Annotated in this window: 16 protein-coding genes; 8 read left to right on the forward strand and 8 right to left on the reverse strand. The window is 63.1% G+C overall.

The annotated features are described in order from the left end of the window. Positions 1 to 42: 42 nt before the first annotated feature. Positions 43 to 789: a ChaN family lipoprotein gene (locus ACH2CW_RS09655; protein ID WP_395057502.1), complete on the forward strand. Its 747-nt coding sequence runs from the start codon at positions 43 to 45 to the stop codon at positions 787 to 789. Between the two features lie 137 nt (positions 790 to 926). Here ACH2CW_RS09655 and ACH2CW_RS09660 read toward each other — a convergent pair whose 3' ends face one another. After that, positions 927 to 2,267, reverse strand: coding sequence for an aminotransferase class III-fold pyridoxal phosphate-dependent enzyme (locus ACH2CW_RS09660; RefSeq protein ID WP_395057504.1), 1,341 nt, complete (start codon positions 2,265 to 2,267; stop codon positions 927 to 929). A gap of 109 nt (positions 2,268 to 2,376) precedes the next feature. On the opposite strand from ACH2CW_RS09660, the gene purU reads away from it, so the two are divergent. From purU to ACH2CW_RS09685, 5 genes are all read left to right on the forward strand, one after another. Continuing rightward, positions 2,377 to 3,249, forward strand: a complete 873-nt coding sequence (gene purU / locus ACH2CW_RS09665) for a formyltetrahydrofolate deformylase (protein WP_395057506.1) — start codon at positions 2,377 to 2,379, stop codon at positions 3,247 to 3,249. Between the two features lie 111 nt (positions 3,250 to 3,360). Next, a complete protein-coding gene (locus ACH2CW_RS09670) occupies positions 3,361 to 4,242 on the forward strand; it encodes a LysR substrate-binding domain-containing protein (RefSeq protein WP_395057508.1) in 882 nt (293 codons plus the stop codon). 167 nt (positions 4,243 to 4,409) lie between these two features. Continuing rightward, positions 4,410 to 5,912, forward strand: coding sequence for an FAD-linked oxidase C-terminal domain-containing protein (locus ACH2CW_RS09675; protein WP_395057510.1), 1,503 nt, complete (start codon positions 4,410 to 4,412; stop codon positions 5,910 to 5,912). A 249-nt stretch (positions 5,913 to 6,161) separates the two neighbouring features. Beyond that, positions 6,162 to 6,518, forward strand: a complete 357-nt coding sequence (locus tag ACH2CW_RS09680) for a CidA/LrgA family protein (protein WP_395057512.1) — start codon at positions 6,162 to 6,164, stop codon at positions 6,516 to 6,518. Further along, on the forward strand, positions 6,502 to 7,227 hold the full coding sequence (locus ACH2CW_RS09685; protein WP_395057514.1) for an LrgB family protein: 726 nt from the start codon (positions 6,502 to 6,504) through the stop codon (positions 7,225 to 7,227). Before ACH2CW_RS09680 ends, ACH2CW_RS09685 begins: the two co-directional genes overlap by 17 nt. An 89-nt stretch (positions 7,228 to 7,316) precedes the next feature. On the opposite strand, the gene ACH2CW_RS09690 is transcribed toward ACH2CW_RS09685, so the two are convergent. Both ACH2CW_RS09690 and ACH2CW_RS09695 read right to left on the reverse strand, forming a co-directional pair. Further along, a complete protein-coding gene (locus ACH2CW_RS09690) occupies positions 7,317 to 9,158 on the reverse strand; it encodes a carboxyl transferase domain-containing protein (RefSeq protein ID WP_395057574.1) in 1,842 nt (613 codons plus the stop codon). Positions 9,159 to 9,244: 86 nt separating this feature from the next. After that, positions 9,245 to 9,799, reverse strand: coding sequence for a polymer-forming cytoskeletal protein (locus tag ACH2CW_RS09695; protein WP_395057516.1), 555 nt, complete (start codon positions 9,797 to 9,799; stop codon positions 9,245 to 9,247). Between the two features lie 128 nt (positions 9,800 to 9,927). On the opposite strand from ACH2CW_RS09695, the gene ACH2CW_RS09700 reads away from it, so the two are divergent. Beyond that, a complete protein-coding gene (locus tag ACH2CW_RS09700; RefSeq protein WP_395057518.1) occupies positions 9,928 to 10,239 on the forward strand; it encodes a hypothetical protein in 312 nt (103 codons plus the stop codon). A gap of 67 nt (positions 10,240 to 10,306) precedes the next feature. Further along, positions 10,307 to 10,738 (forward strand): hypothetical protein, encoded by a 432-nt coding sequence (locus tag ACH2CW_RS09705; protein WP_395057520.1) that lies wholly within the window; start codon positions 10,307 to 10,309, stop codon positions 10,736 to 10,738. 29 nt (positions 10,739 to 10,767) lie between these two features. Here ACH2CW_RS09705 and ACH2CW_RS09710 read toward each other — a convergent pair whose 3' ends face one another. The 5 genes from ACH2CW_RS09710 to ACH2CW_RS09730 are packed head-to-tail and all read right to left on the reverse strand — an operon-like array spanning position 10,768 to position 15,940. Continuing rightward, entirely contained in the window at positions 10,768 to 11,607 is an 840-nt protein-coding gene (locus ACH2CW_RS09710; protein WP_395057522.1) for a hypothetical protein, read from the reverse strand. Between the two features lie 9 nt (positions 11,608 to 11,616). Next, positions 11,617 to 12,462, reverse strand: coding sequence for a YaiO family outer membrane beta-barrel protein (locus ACH2CW_RS09715; RefSeq protein WP_395057524.1), 846 nt, complete (start codon positions 12,460 to 12,462; stop codon positions 11,617 to 11,619). A 57-nt stretch (positions 12,463 to 12,519) separates the two neighbouring features. Then, a complete protein-coding gene (locus ACH2CW_RS09720; RefSeq protein WP_395057526.1) occupies positions 12,520 to 13,515 on the reverse strand; it encodes a hypothetical protein in 996 nt (331 codons plus the stop codon). Continuing rightward, positions 13,512 to 14,555, reverse strand: a complete 1,044-nt coding sequence (locus tag ACH2CW_RS09725) for a polymer-forming cytoskeletal protein (protein ID WP_395057528.1) — start codon at positions 14,553 to 14,555, stop codon at positions 13,512 to 13,514. Before ACH2CW_RS09725 ends, ACH2CW_RS09720 begins: the two co-directional genes overlap by 4 nt. Beyond that, complete coding sequence (locus tag ACH2CW_RS09730; RefSeq protein ID WP_395057530.1) at positions 14,552 to 15,940, reverse strand: glycosyltransferase; 1,389 nt, start codon at positions 15,938 to 15,940, stop codon at positions 14,552 to 14,554. The genes ACH2CW_RS09725 and ACH2CW_RS09730 overlap by 4 nt, the downstream gene beginning before the upstream one ends. Positions 15,941 to 15,955: the final 15 nt, after the last annotated feature.

Genomic DNA, 15,955 nt, shown 5'->3' on the forward strand with positions numbered 1-15,955 from the left:
GCTGGCCGCCGGCTGTTTCCCGAAGCACCCAACGACATCACCGTGCGTACCGACGCCCTGTTGCCAGCCGACGTGATCTTGCTGGGCGAACAACACGACGCCGCCGAACACCAGCACATTCACCAGCATGTGGTGGCGCGGCTGGCGGTGGACGGCAAGCTCGGTGCGCTCGCGCTGGAGATGGCCGACGCCGGCCGCAGTACCGCCGCGCTCAGGTCCAACAGCACGCAACTGCAGGTGCAGGAAGCGCTGGGCTGGAACAACAAAAGCTGGCCCTGGACCGCCTACGGGCCAGCGGTGATGGTCGCCGTCAAGGCCGGCGTGCCGGTGCTGGGCGCCAACCTGCCGGCGGCGCAGATGCGCAGCGCCATGGCCGACATACAACTCGATTCCCGGCTGCCGGGCCCTGCACTGAAAACCCAGCAGCAATCGATACGCGCGGGCCACTGCGACCTGCTGCCGGAGAGCCAGATTTCACCGATGACACGTATTCAGGTGGCGCGTGACATCAGCATGGCCCGGACGATCCGACAGGCGGCGCTGCCCGGCAAGACAGTGGTGCTGCTGGCCGGCAGCGGCCATGTGAACCGCGAGCTCGGTGTGCCGCAACACCTGCCCGACGGTTTGACCGTCAAGGCCGTGTTGCTGCGCGCTGGCCCGCCGCCGGCCGCATCCGACACAGGCCCGGACGCCGGCAAGGCGCCGGCCTTCGACGTGGTCTGGACCACGCCGGCCGTGCCAGAAAAAGACTATTGCGCGGGTTTGAGGGACAGACTCAAGCCGCCCTGAGGAAAGTTTGTCATCCCGGACTTGATCCGGGATCCAGCTTCAAGCAAGCACTGCCGCAACACGCGGGGGGCATGGATTGCGGGTTTCCGGATCAAGTCCTGGACAGGCTCTGCCCGCAATGACCAGCTCTGGGGTGCTCAAGCGTTCTTTTTGATCGCGTCGGCCACCACGCTGACGATGCGCTCCACATGTTCTTTTTCGACGATGTAGGGCGGGCAGATCACGATGTTTTCGCCGGCCGGCCGCACCAGCACACCGCTGCGGAAGCAGTCCATGAAAATGTCGTAGGCACGTTTGCCGGGCGAACCGGCCATCGACGACAGCTCCACTGCGGCGGCCAGGCCGAGGCTGCGGATGCCAATCACATTGGGCAGTCCCTTGAAGCCGCTGTGTACGGCGTCGCCGAGCACCACCCCCATTTGCCCGGCGCGCTCGAACAGCTTTTCTTGCCGGAACAGCGACAGCGTGGCCATGGCCGCCGCGCAGGCCACCGGATGACCCGAGTAGGTGTAGCCATGGAAAAACTCGATGGCATGCGCCGGGCTGCCGGCATTGGCTTCCATCATGGTGTTGTAGATGCGATCGGTGCAGATCACGCCGCCCAGCGGGATCACGCCGTTGGTCACGGCCTTGGCGAAGTTCAGCATGTCGGGCACCACGCCGTAGTAGTCGGCGCCGAAATTGGTACCCATGCGGCCGAAGCCGGTGATCACCTCGTCAAAAATCAGCAGGATGCCGTGTTTGTCGCAGATCTCGCGCAGGCGCTTGAGGTAACCGCTGGGTGGCAAATACCAGCCGGCGCTGCCGGCGACCGGCTCGACAATCACCGCCGCGATATTGCTCGGGTCGTGCAGCGGCAGGATACGGTTTTCAAGCTCGAGCAGCAGGTCCTGTTCCCAGACCGGTTCGGCGCCGTGGATGTAGGCGTGTTTGACCGGATCATGGATAAAACGCATGTGGTCCACACGCGGCAGCAGGGCCGCGCCGTAGACCTTGCGGTTGGCCGGGATGCCGCCCACACTCATGCCGCCGAACCCGACGCCGTGGTAACCCTTTTCGCGTCCGATGAACACATTGCGGTGGCCTTCGCCGCGCGCCCGGTGGTAGGCCAGCGCGACTTTCAGCGAGGTGTCGGCCGCCTCCGATCCCGAGTTGCAGAACAGCACCTGGTTCAAATCGCCAGGGGCCATGGCGGCAATCATCTCGGCGGCCTGAAACGCCTGGTCGTTGCTGGCCTGGAAGGCGGTGGCGTAGTCCAAGGTGTCGAGCTGCTTCTTGATGGCCTCGTTGATCGGCTTGCGGTTGTGGCCCGCCCCCACGCACCACAGGCTGGAGATGCCGTCGAGCACCTGCTTGCCATCGTGGGTGGTGAAAAACATGCCGTCGGCCGCGACAAACACGCGCGGTTCCTTCTTGAAACTGCGGTTCGGCGTGAACGGCAGCCACTGGTGGTCCATGTTGAAATCGGGGTAAGCCATCAAAATTCTCCTGCGTTGACTAAACATGCGTGCCGGGGCGTCATCTGCATTCTGGCACTGCTAGAGCCGGGCTGCAGCAGGGCAGTGCCGCTCCTGCGACAATTCCTCCATGAGCCCTACCTATATCCTCAACCTGTCCTGCCCGGATCGTCCGGGCATTGTCCACGCAGTGTCCGGTTTTTTGTTCGAGCGCGGCGGCAACATCCTCGAAGCGGCACAGTTCAGTGACGACAAGCAAGGCGACGCGGCCGCCGATGCCACCGGCCTGTTTTTCATGCGTGTCAGCTTCGGCTGCAGCCAGCTGCCCTTTGAGGCGCTCAAGGAACAACTGGCGGTGCTGGGCACGCAGTTTGGCATGTCCTGGAGCCTGCACCAGGCCACACAACCGATGCGCACGGTGTTGCTGGTCAGCAAGGAAGGCCACTGCCTGAACGACCTGCTGTTCCGCTGGAAGTCCGGCCTGCTGCCGCTGGACATACGCGCCATCATCTCCAACCACCGCGACTTCTACCAGCTCGCAGCCAGCTACAACGTGCCCTTTCACCACATCCCGGTGACGGCGGCGACCAAGGCCGAGGCCGAGAAACGCCAGTTCGACATCATCGAGGCCGAAGGTGCCGAACTCGTGGTGCTGGCGCGTTACATGCAGATCCTCAGCGACGACCTGTGCCGCAAGCTGGCCGGCCGCGCCATCAACATCCACCATTCGTTTTTGCCGAGCTTCAAGGGCGCCAAGCCCTACTACCAGGCCCATGCGCGCGGCGTCAAATTGATAGGTGCCACGGCGCACTACGTGACTGCCGATCTCGACGAAGGTCCGATCATCGAGCAGGACGTGGCACGCGCCGACCACAGCAAAACCGTGGAAGCCCTGACCGCCATGGGGCGCGACACCGAAAGCCAGGTGCTGGCGCGCGCAGTGCTTTGGCACAGCGAGCACCGGGTTTTACTCAACGGCCACAAGACAGTTATCTTTAAATGACCCCCAGTCCTGTCATCCCGGACTTGATCCGGGATCCATGCCACAGGAGCCACCGCCCCAGTTTTGCGCAGCATGGATTGCGGGTCAGGCCCGCAATGACAGGGTAGGCAGATGACCGCCGCCCGCATTCCCCCCATCCAGTGCCTGCTGACCTTTGAAACGTTGGCGCGGCTGCGCAGCGTGACGCAGGCGGCCGAGGAACTCAACGTCACGCCCAGCGCGGTCAGCCACCGGGTCAAGCAGCTGGAGCAGATCATCGGCACCAAGCTGTTCGGCCGGGCCGATTTCTCGCTCACCACCGAGGGCAGCGAGTACCTGGCCCATGTGCGCGAAGGCATTGCCATTCTGCAGAAATTTCCGGGCACGGCCGGCCAGAGCGGCACGCCAGGCAAACGCAAGCTGCGTATCGCCGTCACGCCGACCTTTGCGCGCTCCATCCTGATCCCGCGCCTGCGCCAGTTCACCGATGCCTACCCCGAGATCGACCTGACCCTGCAGGTGTCGATTCCCCTGCTGGACGTGGTCGCCGAGGACGCGGACCTCGTGGTGCGTTTCGGCACCGGCCGTTACGCCGACGTCGAACATGTCTGCCTGATGAAGGACGAGGTCACGCCGCTGGCCTCCCCGGCCTATGTGCGCGAGCACGGGCCCTTCGAGGCGCCGGAGGACCTCGACGGCGAGGCGATGCTGCGCTCGCCGCTGGAGCCCTGGCGCACCTGGTTTGCCGCGCACGCGCTGGACTGGCCCGAGCCGGTGGACGGTTCGCAGTTCAACGACATCGGCCTGATGTGCGACGCGGCCGCGGCAGGCATGGGGGTGGCGCTGGTGCGGCTCAAGCTGGGTGCACCCTGGCTCGACAATGGGGCGCTGGTGCGCCTCTATGAGCGCAACGTGCCCAGCCCGCATGCCCACTACCTGTGCTGGCGCACCGGCATGATGGACCGCTGGGAATGCGCGGCCTTTGCCGACTGGCTGAAAAGTTCGGTGAGTTGAATACCTGGTTTTTTAAACCTTTTTGGCCTCTAACCCATGTCGGTCGGTCGTGAACAGCTACATATTTGATAGCATTCTGATTTTCACGGCCAGCCTGCATTTTCTTCACACCGGCAACCCGCGCTTTGCATTAAAGTGGCCAAAACCCCTTACCCGCGAGCCCGACCATGAACGCACCTCTGGACACCCTGCAGCAGCAACAGCTCGAACGCGCGACGCGCCAGGCCGAGGTGGTCAAGGCCCTGCAAGCCGTGCTGCCGGCCCATGCCCTGCTCTGGAACAGCGAAGACACCACGCCTTATGAATGCGACGGCCTGACCGCCTATCGCCAGCGCCCGCTGGTGGTCGCCCTGCCCGAGACCTATGACCAGGTGCAGGCGGTGCTGCGAACCTGCCACGCGCTGGACGTGCCGGTGGTGGCGCGCGGCGCCGGCACCGGCCTGTCCGGCGGCGCCATGCCGCACAAACTGGGCGTGACGCTCTCGCTGGCCAAGTTCAACAAGATTCTCAAGATGGACGCGGCCAGCCGCACGGCCGTGGTCCAGGGCGGTGTGCGCAACCTGGCCATCAGCGAGGCCGCCGCACCGCTGGGCCTGTATTACGCCCCGGACCCGTCCAGTCAGATCGCCTGCACCATCGGCGGCAACGTCGCCGAAAACTCCGGCGGCGTGCATTGCCTCAAATACGGCCTGACCCTGCACAACGTGCTCAAGGTGCGCGGCTTCACGGTAGAGGGCGAAGCCGTCGAGTTCGGCAGCGATGCGCTCGACGGCGCTGGCTACGACCTGCTGGCGGTGCTGGTCGGCAGCGAAGGCATGCTGGCTGTCACCACCGAGGTCACCGTCAAGCTGGTGCCCAAGCCGATGCTTGCGCGCTGCATCATGGCCAGCTTCGACGACCTGCGCAAGGCCGGCGATGCCGTCGCCGCGGTGATTGCGGCCGGCATCATTCCTGCCGGGCTGGAAATGATGGACAAACCCATGACGGCGGCGGTGGAGGACTTTGTACATGCGGGCTACGACCTCAGCGCCGAAGCGATTTTGCTCTGCGAAAGCGATGGCACGCTGGAGGAAGTCGAGGAGGAAATCGGCCGCATGAGCGCGGTACTGCGCAGTTGCGGCGCCACCGCGATTGCGGTCAGCCAGAACGAGGCCGAGCGCCTGCGCTTCTGGAGCGGCCGCAAGAACGCCTTCCCGGCGTCTGGCCGGATCAGCCCCGACTACATGTGTATGGACTCGACGATTCCGCGCAAGCGCCTGGCCGATATCCTGCTGGCGATTCAGCAGATGGAAATCAAGTACGGCCTGCGCTGCGCCAATGTGTTTCATGCCGGCGACGGCAACCTGCACCCCTTGATTTTGTTTGACGCCAACGACGCCGACCAGTTGCACCGCTGCGAGCTGTTCGGCGCTGACATCCTGGAAACCAGTGTGGCCATGGGCGGTACCGTGACCGGCGAACACGGCGTCGGTGTCGAAAAACTCAACTCCATGTGTGTGCAGTTTTCAGCGGCTGAGAACGAGCAGATGTTCGGCGTCAAGCGTGCCTTCGACCCGCAGGGCCTGCTCAATCCCGGCAAGGTGATCCCGACGCTGCAGCGCTGCGCCGAGTACGGCAAGATGCTGGTGCGCGGCGGGCAGATCGCGCATCCGGATCTTCCGAGGTTCTGAGCATGGCTGCTTCGGTCGCGCTTCGAAGCCCGCGTTTGCCTTCGTCGTCATCCCGGACTCGATCCGGGATCCATGCTGCATGAGCCACCACCGGTCCGGTGTGGCATGGATTGCGGGGCCGGGCCGAAGCGCGATGCGGCGGAACGTGCATAACGCAGGCCCGGCATCGGCCTTGCTCCACGGTCCAGCGACCTGCACGGGCGTAGCGCGAGTCCGGCTCCGCAATGACAGACAAAGGCTGCAGTCGCCATGACAGGTCTGCGCGGCCTGGCCTGGCTGCTGCTGCTGCAGTCCCTCGGTGAGCTGCTGTCGCGCGCGCTGTCCCTGCCCTTTCCTGGCCCGGTGGTCGGCATGATCCTGCTGCTGCTGGCGCTGAACTGGCCGCTGGTACGCGAGCCGGTCGCGGCCTGCGCCGACTTCTTGCTCGCCCATCTGTCGCTGCTGTTTGTGCCGGTTGGGGTCGGCGTCATGACGCATTTGTCATTGATTGCTGAATACGGCGGCCGCCTGCTGCTGGTGATTGTTTTGTCAACACTCATCGGCCTGGTGGTGACGGCGTTGGTGCTCAGCTTCCTGGGACGCACGCGCGATGCCGAAGTTCGTTGAGCTCTGGGTTTATCTTTCTGCCACGCCGCTGTTCGGCCTGACGGCGACCCTGGTGGTTTATGTGCTGGCCCAGGCGGCTTACGCGCGACTGCAACAGGCGCCTTGGGCGAACCCGGTGTTCTGGACGGTGCTGACGATTGCCGCGGTGCTGCTGGCCACCGACGTGCCGTACCCGACCTACTTCGCCGGTGCGCAGTTCATTCACTTCCTGCTCGGACCGGCCGTGGTGGCGCTGGCCTGGCCGCTGTGGCAGCGGCGGGCCGAGTTGCGCGCGCGCTGGGGCCGGCTGTTGCTGGCAGCGCTGGCCGGCGGCGCAGCAAGCAGCGTTTCGGCTGTGGCTCTGGGCTGGGCCGTCGGTTTGCCGCCTGAGGTCCTGCTGTCGCTGGCACCCAAGTCGGTGACGGCGCCGGTGGCCATGGGTATTGCCGAAAAAGTTGGCGGTATTCCGGCGCTGGCCGCCGTGTTTGCAGTGCTGACTGGCCTGGTCGGCGCAGTGGCCGGAAAGTATCTGTTCGATCTGTGCCGCATTCGGCTCGACGCGGCCGGCTGGGCCGCACGCGGTTTTGCGCTGGGCACGGTGTCGCACGGCATAGGCGCGGCGCGCGCGATGCAGGTCAACGCCGACGCCGGGGCCTACGCAGGTCTGGCGCTGGGTCTGCAGGTGGTGCTGGCTTCACTGCTGCTGCCGCTGCTGTTTCGCCTGTTTTAGCCAAACCGCGCTATACATTTTGTAGCTACTTACGCCCAACTGGCATGGGCGAGAGGCCATTTTGATCATGAAAACCAGTCATCTGGCGCTTACCAGGGGTCCACAAACCGCGTCCCGCCGTCGGGGCGCACACGCGCCGACAGCAGGCCGCTCACCAGCCAGGCACGGGTCTGCGCCGGGTCGATCACCGCATCAATCTCCAGCGTGGCCGCCATGTTGAGGGCGCTGCCGCTTTCATACTGACGCGCCACGAGACTGTCATACAGGGCATCACGCTCGGGGCCATCCGGTATCGCCTCCAACTCCTTGCGGTAGCCGAGTTTGACCGCGCCTTCGAGGCCCATTGCGCCGAACTCGCCGGTCGGCCAGGCGACTGTGAACATCGGCGAATGAAAGCCGCCAGCCGTCATGGCCATGGCACCCAGGCCGTAACCCTTGCGCAGCACCACGCTGAAAAATGGCACGCGCAAGGCTGCGGCCACCACAAACAGGCGACTGACATGGCGCACCTGCGCCTGCGTCTCCATCTCGGGGCCGACCATGAAGCCGGGTGTGTCGACAAAACTCACGAGTGGCAAGCCATGGGTGTTGCACAACTGCATGAAACGCGCGGCCTTGTCGGCGGCATCAGCATCAATCGCGCCGCCCAGATGTTGCGGGTTGTTGGCGAGGATGCCGACGGCACGCCCCTCGATGCGCGCCAGCGCGGTGTGGATGCCTACACCGAAACCACCGCGCATGGGCAGCAGGCTACCCTGGTCCACCACGCTGCGCAGCACCGTGAGCGTGTCATACACCCGCAAACGGTTTTCCGGCACTGCGTCACGCAGGCTGGTGACATCGGGCGCCGCCCAATCAGCGAGTGAGCCCTGGAAAAAAGACAGGTAATGCCGCGCCACTGCAACCGCCTGCGCTTCATCATCAACCAGCACATCAATCACGCCATTGCCGTGCTGCACCTTGCTGGGGCCGATCTGTTCCGGCGTGAACACGCCCAGGCCACCGCCCTCCACCATCGCTGGCCCGCCCATGCCGATGTTGCTGCCCTTTGTTCCAATGATCACGTCACTGCAGCCCAGCAGCGCCGCATTGCCGGCAAAACAGCGCCCCGCGACGATGCCGATCACCGGCACCTGGCCTGACAGGCGTGCATAACTGGCGAAGGTGCTGACATGCAGGCCGGCGACGATGGGCATGTCGGTGTCGCCGGGCCGGCCACCACCGCCCTCTGCGAACAGCACCACCGGCAGTTTGTTATGCAGCGCGATGCCCAGCATGCGGTCGGTCTTCTGGTGGTTGCGCATGCCCTGGGTGCCGGCGAGCACGGTAGCGTCATAAGCCATCACCACCGCCCGGCTGAGTCCGGCGCCGAACAGGGCGCCGTTGATGCTGCCGATGCCGGTGACCATGCCGTCGGCTGGCGTGTTGGCAATCAGGTCGTCCTCACTGCGGCGGCTGCGCTGGGCCGCCACCGCCAGCGCGCCGTATTCGATGAAAGAGCCCTCATCGCAGAGGTCGGCGATATTCTCGCGCGCGCTGCGCAGGCCGAGCGCATGGCGTTTGGCCATGGCTTCGGGACGGGCGGCATCGCTGGTCTTGTCATGGCGGCCCTGCACGCGTTGCAGGTCAGGCCGCAGCGCGGTCTGCACCGTTTCTGCAGAAGGCCCGGGCTTGCGCGATGGCGCACCGGTGGAGCCAACATGAACGGTGGTCAGAAGGGCACCCGCCTCCACCAGATCGTCGCTCGCATGGAGCAACTCACCGACCCGGCCGCTCACAGTGGCCCGGATCTCTTGCTCCATCTTCATGGCTTCCAGAATCAACAACAGGTCGCCCGCCTCGACAACATCACCGGGCGCAACCACCCAGTGGACAATGCGGGCCTGCAAAGGGGAATGGACAGCGCTCATCAGGCGATTGTGCGCCGCCACCATCCACCGGTCCGTCAAGCGGGTGACACCATCCCGCCTCAGGATCGGGCGAACTCCGGGCGTCTCAGACCGGAGTCGTCAGCGGCTCAGGCGACTTGAAGGCCCGGCTTGCCCACCAGCGCAGCCTTGGTGCCGGCAACAGCGCCATAGAGAATTTCGCCAGCGAGCTGGCCGCCTTCTTCAATCACCAGCTTGCCATAACGGATCTTGCCGGTGACCTTGCCGGTGGCGTAAATCACCAGCTTCTGGCGCACGGTGAGGTTGCCATCGAACTCGCCGTGAATTTCTGCGATGTCGATCTCGGCCGAGCCCTTGAACGCACCATGCTCGGCGATCTGGATGACGCGCGAGTCCATCGTGGCCTCGACCAGGCCTTCAACCACCAGGGTGTCGCAGTCGGTGATCTCAACACCTTTGAGCTTGATATTGGGTCCCACCGTCAGTTTGCTGCCACCTTCGCGCGTACTGCTGCTGGTCGATGCAGTGTTCGCCGCAACGGGCGTCGCCTGCGCACCTGCAGGAGCGGCGCCGGTGCCGGCAGCCGGAGCGCCATTGCTGTAGGGATTGGGGTTGGGACTGCCGTGGCGCAGGCTGGTGGGTTCGTTGTCGCGCTTGCCGAAGAAAGGTGATTGCAGTGCCATGAGGGTTCCTTCAAAAGAGTCCGATGGTACGGAGGCAGTTTCCAAAAGTCTCCACCGCGAATGCAAGATGAGTAACGAAAATCTTTTGCGGGCTCGCCGATGCACATGCACAGTTATAGACTTGCACCATGGACTACACCGTCAGAATTTTTCACAGCGAAGAGCTCTCAGCGGCAGAGCGCGAGGCGGCCGCCCAGCGGTTTTGCGCGGCGCTCGAAGACGCCCTGGGCGATGCCCGTCTGGTCGCGCCGGTCTACCGCGCCTGGCTGCGGCTGTTGCAGGCGCACGGCGAAGATGCCAGACCCTGGGACTTGAGCCCGGCCGAACAACTGCTGGCCGACCAATGGGAAGCTGCTGAGCTGGCCGCCACCCAGGCGGCGTTTGGCGCAAACCGCTACATGGGCGACGCTCACTTCGAGCTGTCCATCGGGGAGCGCTGACGACGTCTCCAACAAGGCTCGGGGGTTTTGCCGATAATCAAGGCAATGATCGACTGAAAGGCGCGCTGTGGAATCGGTGGTGTTTGTGTTTGTTTTTCTGGCTTTGCTGGGATGGCTTGGTTTTGCGGCAGTGCGCAAATTCCGCAATAAAACCAAGCTGGCGCAGGCATTGACGGCCTCGACGCCAGACAACGCTTTTGAGGTCAGTTTCGCGCCGCCCGAATTTGAATGGAGCGGCACCACCACCGGCGCACTTCCGCTCAAGATCCTGACCTACAAGCAGTACGAGTGTCTGGAAGACGCGCGTTATGGCTTTCGCATCGTCGGCCTGCCGCCGTCAGACCGCAAGCAGGCCCAGCCCCACAAAACCCGCGCACACGGCCTGAAAACCGTGGCATCGCTGCACAAGCATGGTTTTCTGGACGAAGATGGCAGCGGCGGCTATGTCATCACCGACCACGGGCTCAACGCACTGGAAGTCTGCAAAGTCCGGTACTGAGTCCTGCGGCCGGACTGTCGCAAAGCAACTTACAGCGTGGCATTCATGGGCGCCTTGCTGACAGCCCACGAATACAGCGCCACAAACACCAGCGCATCAAAGACCGCGCCGAAGCAGATGTAGAGCACCGGCATGAACAGCACCGACAGGTGTTGCATGATGAAGGCCTGCGCCAGCACCTGGTGCGGCACCATGATGGCCAGAAACAGCAAAATCAGGGCCGTGTGAAACAGCTTGACCAACAGCCCCTGATTCAGGATGTAGTAACCCACCGCCAGCATCACCGGCGTGGCCAGCATCACCACGTAGCCAATGGTCATCAACTCCTCACTGTGCCGCGCCACACTGTAGGGAAAGGCGGAAGGCGTCAGCCAGAAATAGGCCAGCGTGATGAGTTGCACCACACACACAATGCGCAGCGGGTACTTCAGCGGCAGCGCCGCGTCGCGCATGCGCATGGACAACACAAACCCCAGCAAGGTGACCACCGTGGTCACGATCAGGGTCGTGGTGCCCGGCATCAGCGCTTCTTCGGATACATTGGACAACACCAGTGAGAATTGCCCCGCCTCGTTGAGCCGAGTGGCCAGGCTGAAGGGCAGGTTCAAGCCGGCAGACCAGAACAGGATGATCTGGCGCCAGGCCTCGAGCAGCATCGGCTTGGCCCACCACAGCAGGCCGCACAGCAGCAGCGGCAGCACAATCGCCTGGACCAGCAGCCAGGGAGTGACCTTGAGCGGCGTGATGGCCCGGTGCGGGCGCACCTTCACATTGCGCGCCCTCGCCTCCTGGACCAAGGCGAAAGATGCGTGAAAATGCCGGTCGTGTTCACGTGCCTCGTCGGTCACGGAGATGGTTTTGGAGCTCATACGCGGCGATCAGAAGTCGTGAAAGATACCGACAGTCACGCCACTGCGGCGGTACGACGGGTTGACATAGCGGTTCACGCCCACCAGCACGCCCGTGTTGGTGTTCAACCAGTGGCGCCAGCTGAGACTGGCTTCGCGGCTGTCGAAGTTGACCAGTTGGGCACCGGCGGCAACCGCCAGGTAGCCCTCACTGCCCCAGCCATAACGCCCGGTCACCAGGTTCTGTTTGGCCCGACCATAGGTCAGCGCCACAAACTGCTGCTGGCTCTTGACCGAGCCCGGATTGCTGGTGTTCATCCGGACACCACCCTCCAGGATCCACGGCGCTTCAAAATAATAGGCCGCACCGAGCGAAACGCTTTTATCGGTATAACCCGTAGGCGCATCGTAGTAGCCCACACCGACAGAGCCGACCAGATTGCGGCCCGGAAGAAACTTGCGGTACAGCGTTGCATCCACGCGGAATTTGGGAAGGTAAAAGGCGCCATCACCGGCACCCACGGCCACCGACCCGAACCAGTCCTCGTTGAATGTGTAGGTGTCGCTCAGACCCACAAACGTGCCGTCCACGCCAAATCGGTGATTCTGCGACAACTCACCTTGCAAAACATGCGAGGGCAAGCCATAGGTTCCCTTCAGCGTGACATCGCGCCAGTTGCCAAAGCCACCGGAAAGATTCTGTCCGGTTGCGCTGAGCTCCAGATTGCGCTGCATCGGTGCACCGTCTGCAGCCGGCTGGGCCGGCACCACGCCGACCCGGGTCGGCGCAGCGGTCTGGGTCTGGGTTTGCGCCAGTGCGGCGGCGGCGGGAAAAAGCAAGCCCAACAGGGCACCAACGGGACTGATTCTTAGCATGAGACCTCCTTTGAAAAATTGTTTTGAATTTGAAAATACGAAGCTGGCAGCAGATGCCTATTTGCAGTTAGCGCCGGCCCCAGCTGCGCTCAAGCCCCTGGCCAGCAGCAACTGATACGCGGTCTCGTCGGTCACAGCCCAACGCACAGAGTGCCGCATGGGCCCCGCTTCGCGCAGCCAGCAGCTTGCGCTGGCCTTGTCGTTTTGCCGCATGGCCAGCACCGCCACCACACCCCACGGATAGTCGGCCTTGCCCTGCGCCAGCCAGTCCGATCGATGCTTTTGCATCCAGGCGCGGTAATGCTGACGCTCGGTGGCGGGCAGCAGCGGAAAATCCACCAACAGCGGAAAGATCTGCGCCACGTGGTCTGGATAGAAGGCTGGCTTCTGCGAGCGCTGCTCGAGCTGGGTCGACACCAGGTACCGTTTGTCCACCGGGTTCCAGAACGTGGCTTGAATAGCGGTGGCGAGCTTCTCAGCTTCGGCCCGCTGCGCTGGCTGGCGGCCCAGCACCTTGAGCGACCAGACCTCCAGGTTGTCCATGAACAGGCCATGCAGCACCACCGGCGACACCATGTAGATGCCGCGCGAGGGCTGAAACAGATGAGCCAGGGAAGCTTGTGCGATTGACCGGCTTTTCTGCCAAGCCGGACTTTTACTCAACTTGTCTGGCATGGTGTCCATCAGGCGCATCCACAAGGCCAGCAGCGAGTCGTCCGCATCGGCAGTTTGGCAGGCGGCCCATTTTTTTGCGGCGTCCCGGCAAAACCGGTCAAAGGTGCCATCCGGCTTTTGGCGTGGCAGCAGCCAGTTGACGAACTTCTCGGCCGGTGCCGCGATGGTCATGCCGTTGTCATGCGCCAGCAGCAAGGCCTGCATCGCAAAGTAGGGATCGGCAGAATCACCCCCGTGCAGCACAGTAATGGCGCCACCGGAATCGGCATAACCCGTCAAATCCAGCGCTGGTGCGGCACCTGCAGCAGCCGCATGACCCAGACACGCGGCCAGTGCGCAACCCGTCAAGAGGCGTTTGATCTTCAGCTTGAACGTCATGCGGCTTTCACCATTCCGACTTCATGCGCCCAGACTGTCCCATGAATGGTGGCCCCGTCTTCCACAATGATGTTGTTTGCACTGACCGTGGTCTGCGCGTTGGGCAAGCCAATCACCGCACCCGCACCAATCAGCACATCGCTCTCAGAAACCAGCGGTCCCCAGGCCTTTGCCTGCTTGAACACATACACACGCTTTTCACAGGTAACGGCACCATGCACCTCGGCGCCGTACCCCATGCTCACGCCTTCACGCGCCTTGATGTCACCAACAACTGTGGTCCCCATGCCGATGGTCAGAAAACCTGTGACCACCAGCGAGCCACGGAAAACGCTGTCCGGCGGCAACGCACAGTTGCCGCGAATCAAAAATAGCAGCGGCGTTTGCTGAACAGCATCCGGCAGGTCGGCATAACTGGCATCTGTAGGCGTGCCGGAGTAAGGTGCGGGCCCGGTTCCATAGTTGGAGCCAAAGTACAGCGACGGTGCATGCAGGCGTTCGAACCAGGTGTCGTTGCCAAGCGCTATGGCCACGCCGGCAGACACGCGCCTCAATGCCATCGCATTGCCACCCACACGCAGCACGCCATCTGCGTGGGCCCAGTCATGGATTTCGCTTCCAGCACCCAGCCCGATGTCCCCGGTGGCGTAGACGGCTGAAAACGCAGATTTCGCACCGGCTTGCAGATCGCCCTGCACATACAGCGGCCGCTTGCTCTCAATGGCATCCTTGCTAACGATGTTGCGACGCGCGATCAAGCGTTTACCGGCACCCTTCCAAACCTCTGCGTCGGGATGGTCCGGCAAAAACTCGAAGTCTTCATACCCGGTGGACGGGCCATCGCCCAGCTTGGCCAAGGCATCCGCGTGCAGTCGCCGCGCGAAGTGGTCGATGTCGCTGGTGTAGTTGGCCGAGATCGGCAGCGCCAACAAATCAGTCGGACGCAGCCATTCGCGAAATGCCGGTACAAATGGCAAGGTCAGCAGCAGCAGACAAACCACTGCGAACGCGGCATAGGTGAGAAAACTTGATGCCATCATTTGGTCACCTCCGGAGTTCCGCGATAACGGATGGTTTTGTCCCAGACCATGTCGCGCTTGAGCACGCGGTCAAGAACCAGGCTCCATACGGCGCCTGAGATGGCAAACAGGCTCACCAGAAAGCCCAGCATGTTGAAGGGCAGCAGCCGCAAGCGCCGGCGGTTGCCGTCGATCAGCACCGCCACGACGATCTCGAAAAAGGCAGCAAAGTTACCCAGGGTGCCGTAAATCATCAGTGCGAAAATCGGGATCACTTGCGAAAGTAAGGAGCCGGCGTTCAGAAAATACAGGCCCAGCGCCAGGCCCCAGCCCACCAGCATAACCAGCGGAATCACAAACACAAACAGCAGCAGCATCCCGTCCACGCGTTGCCCCAGGGTCAAGTAAGGGCTACTGGCAAACTGCCACCAGTAACGCGCCATGACCTGGTTGTGTCCCTTGGCCCAGCGCGTGACCTGTTTGATGCGCACGCTCCACTCTTCCGGCACTTCCTCATAACATTCCGAGCGGTTGGTGTAGACAGTTTTCCAGCCGTTGAACATCAACCGGAAGGTGATATCGGTGTCTTCGGCCAGCGTGTCGTCATGCCAGCCACCAACAGCCTCAACCGCAGACAGGCGCACGCCACCGACGGTTCCACCGTACTGCGGCATCAGGTTCAGGTTCATGCGGGCCTGCTGGTCGACCTGATAACCGGCCGAACGCTCCAGGTCCAGCATCCGGGTCAGCAGGTTGGCACCGCTGTTGACCGGCACCACGCGGCCCATCACGGCACCGACTTCGGGGTCAAAAAACGGTGCGACGAGCTGTTTGAGCAGGCCCCGCCCCGGCACATAGTCGGCGTCAAAAATGATGGCGATGTCGCCCTCGGCAAAATGCAAGGCGTCCTTGAGCGCAGCCGACTTGCCCGCTTTGCCGTCTACGCGATGAAACGGCGAGATACGTGAGGGGTAACGCGCTACGTAACTGTCGATAATGGCCCCGGTCCCGTCCTTTGACCGGTCGTTGACCGGAATGATCTTGAGGCGGTCCGCAGGATAGTCGGTGTTGAGCAGGGCCTCGATGCATCCGGCAATGACTTTTTCTTCATTGTGGGCGGCGATGAAGACCGTGATCATCGGCCAGCGCGCAACCGCAATGTCGATGTAGGGGTGGCGCTGCACGCCGGTCAGGCGGTTCATGGTGAACATGAAATGCCGGATGCCATACAGCGTCATGAGCACCACGATCAGCACCAGCAGCGACGCCATCACGGCAGCCACCGGGTAGTCCTTGAACGTGGGCACCAGACCTTCCGACACCGGCTGTGCAAAGGCCGGCAGCGCACCTGTGAGCAAGGTCAACCCGAAAACCCTCAAGGGCAAGTCGCGAAAGATAGGCAACATACAGATCACTCCAGA

Origin of the sequence: Polaromonas sp. (genome assembly GCF_043778355.1) — a bacterium.
Classification (GTDB): Bacteria; Pseudomonadota; Gammaproteobacteria; order Burkholderiales; family Burkholderiaceae_C; genus Polaromonas.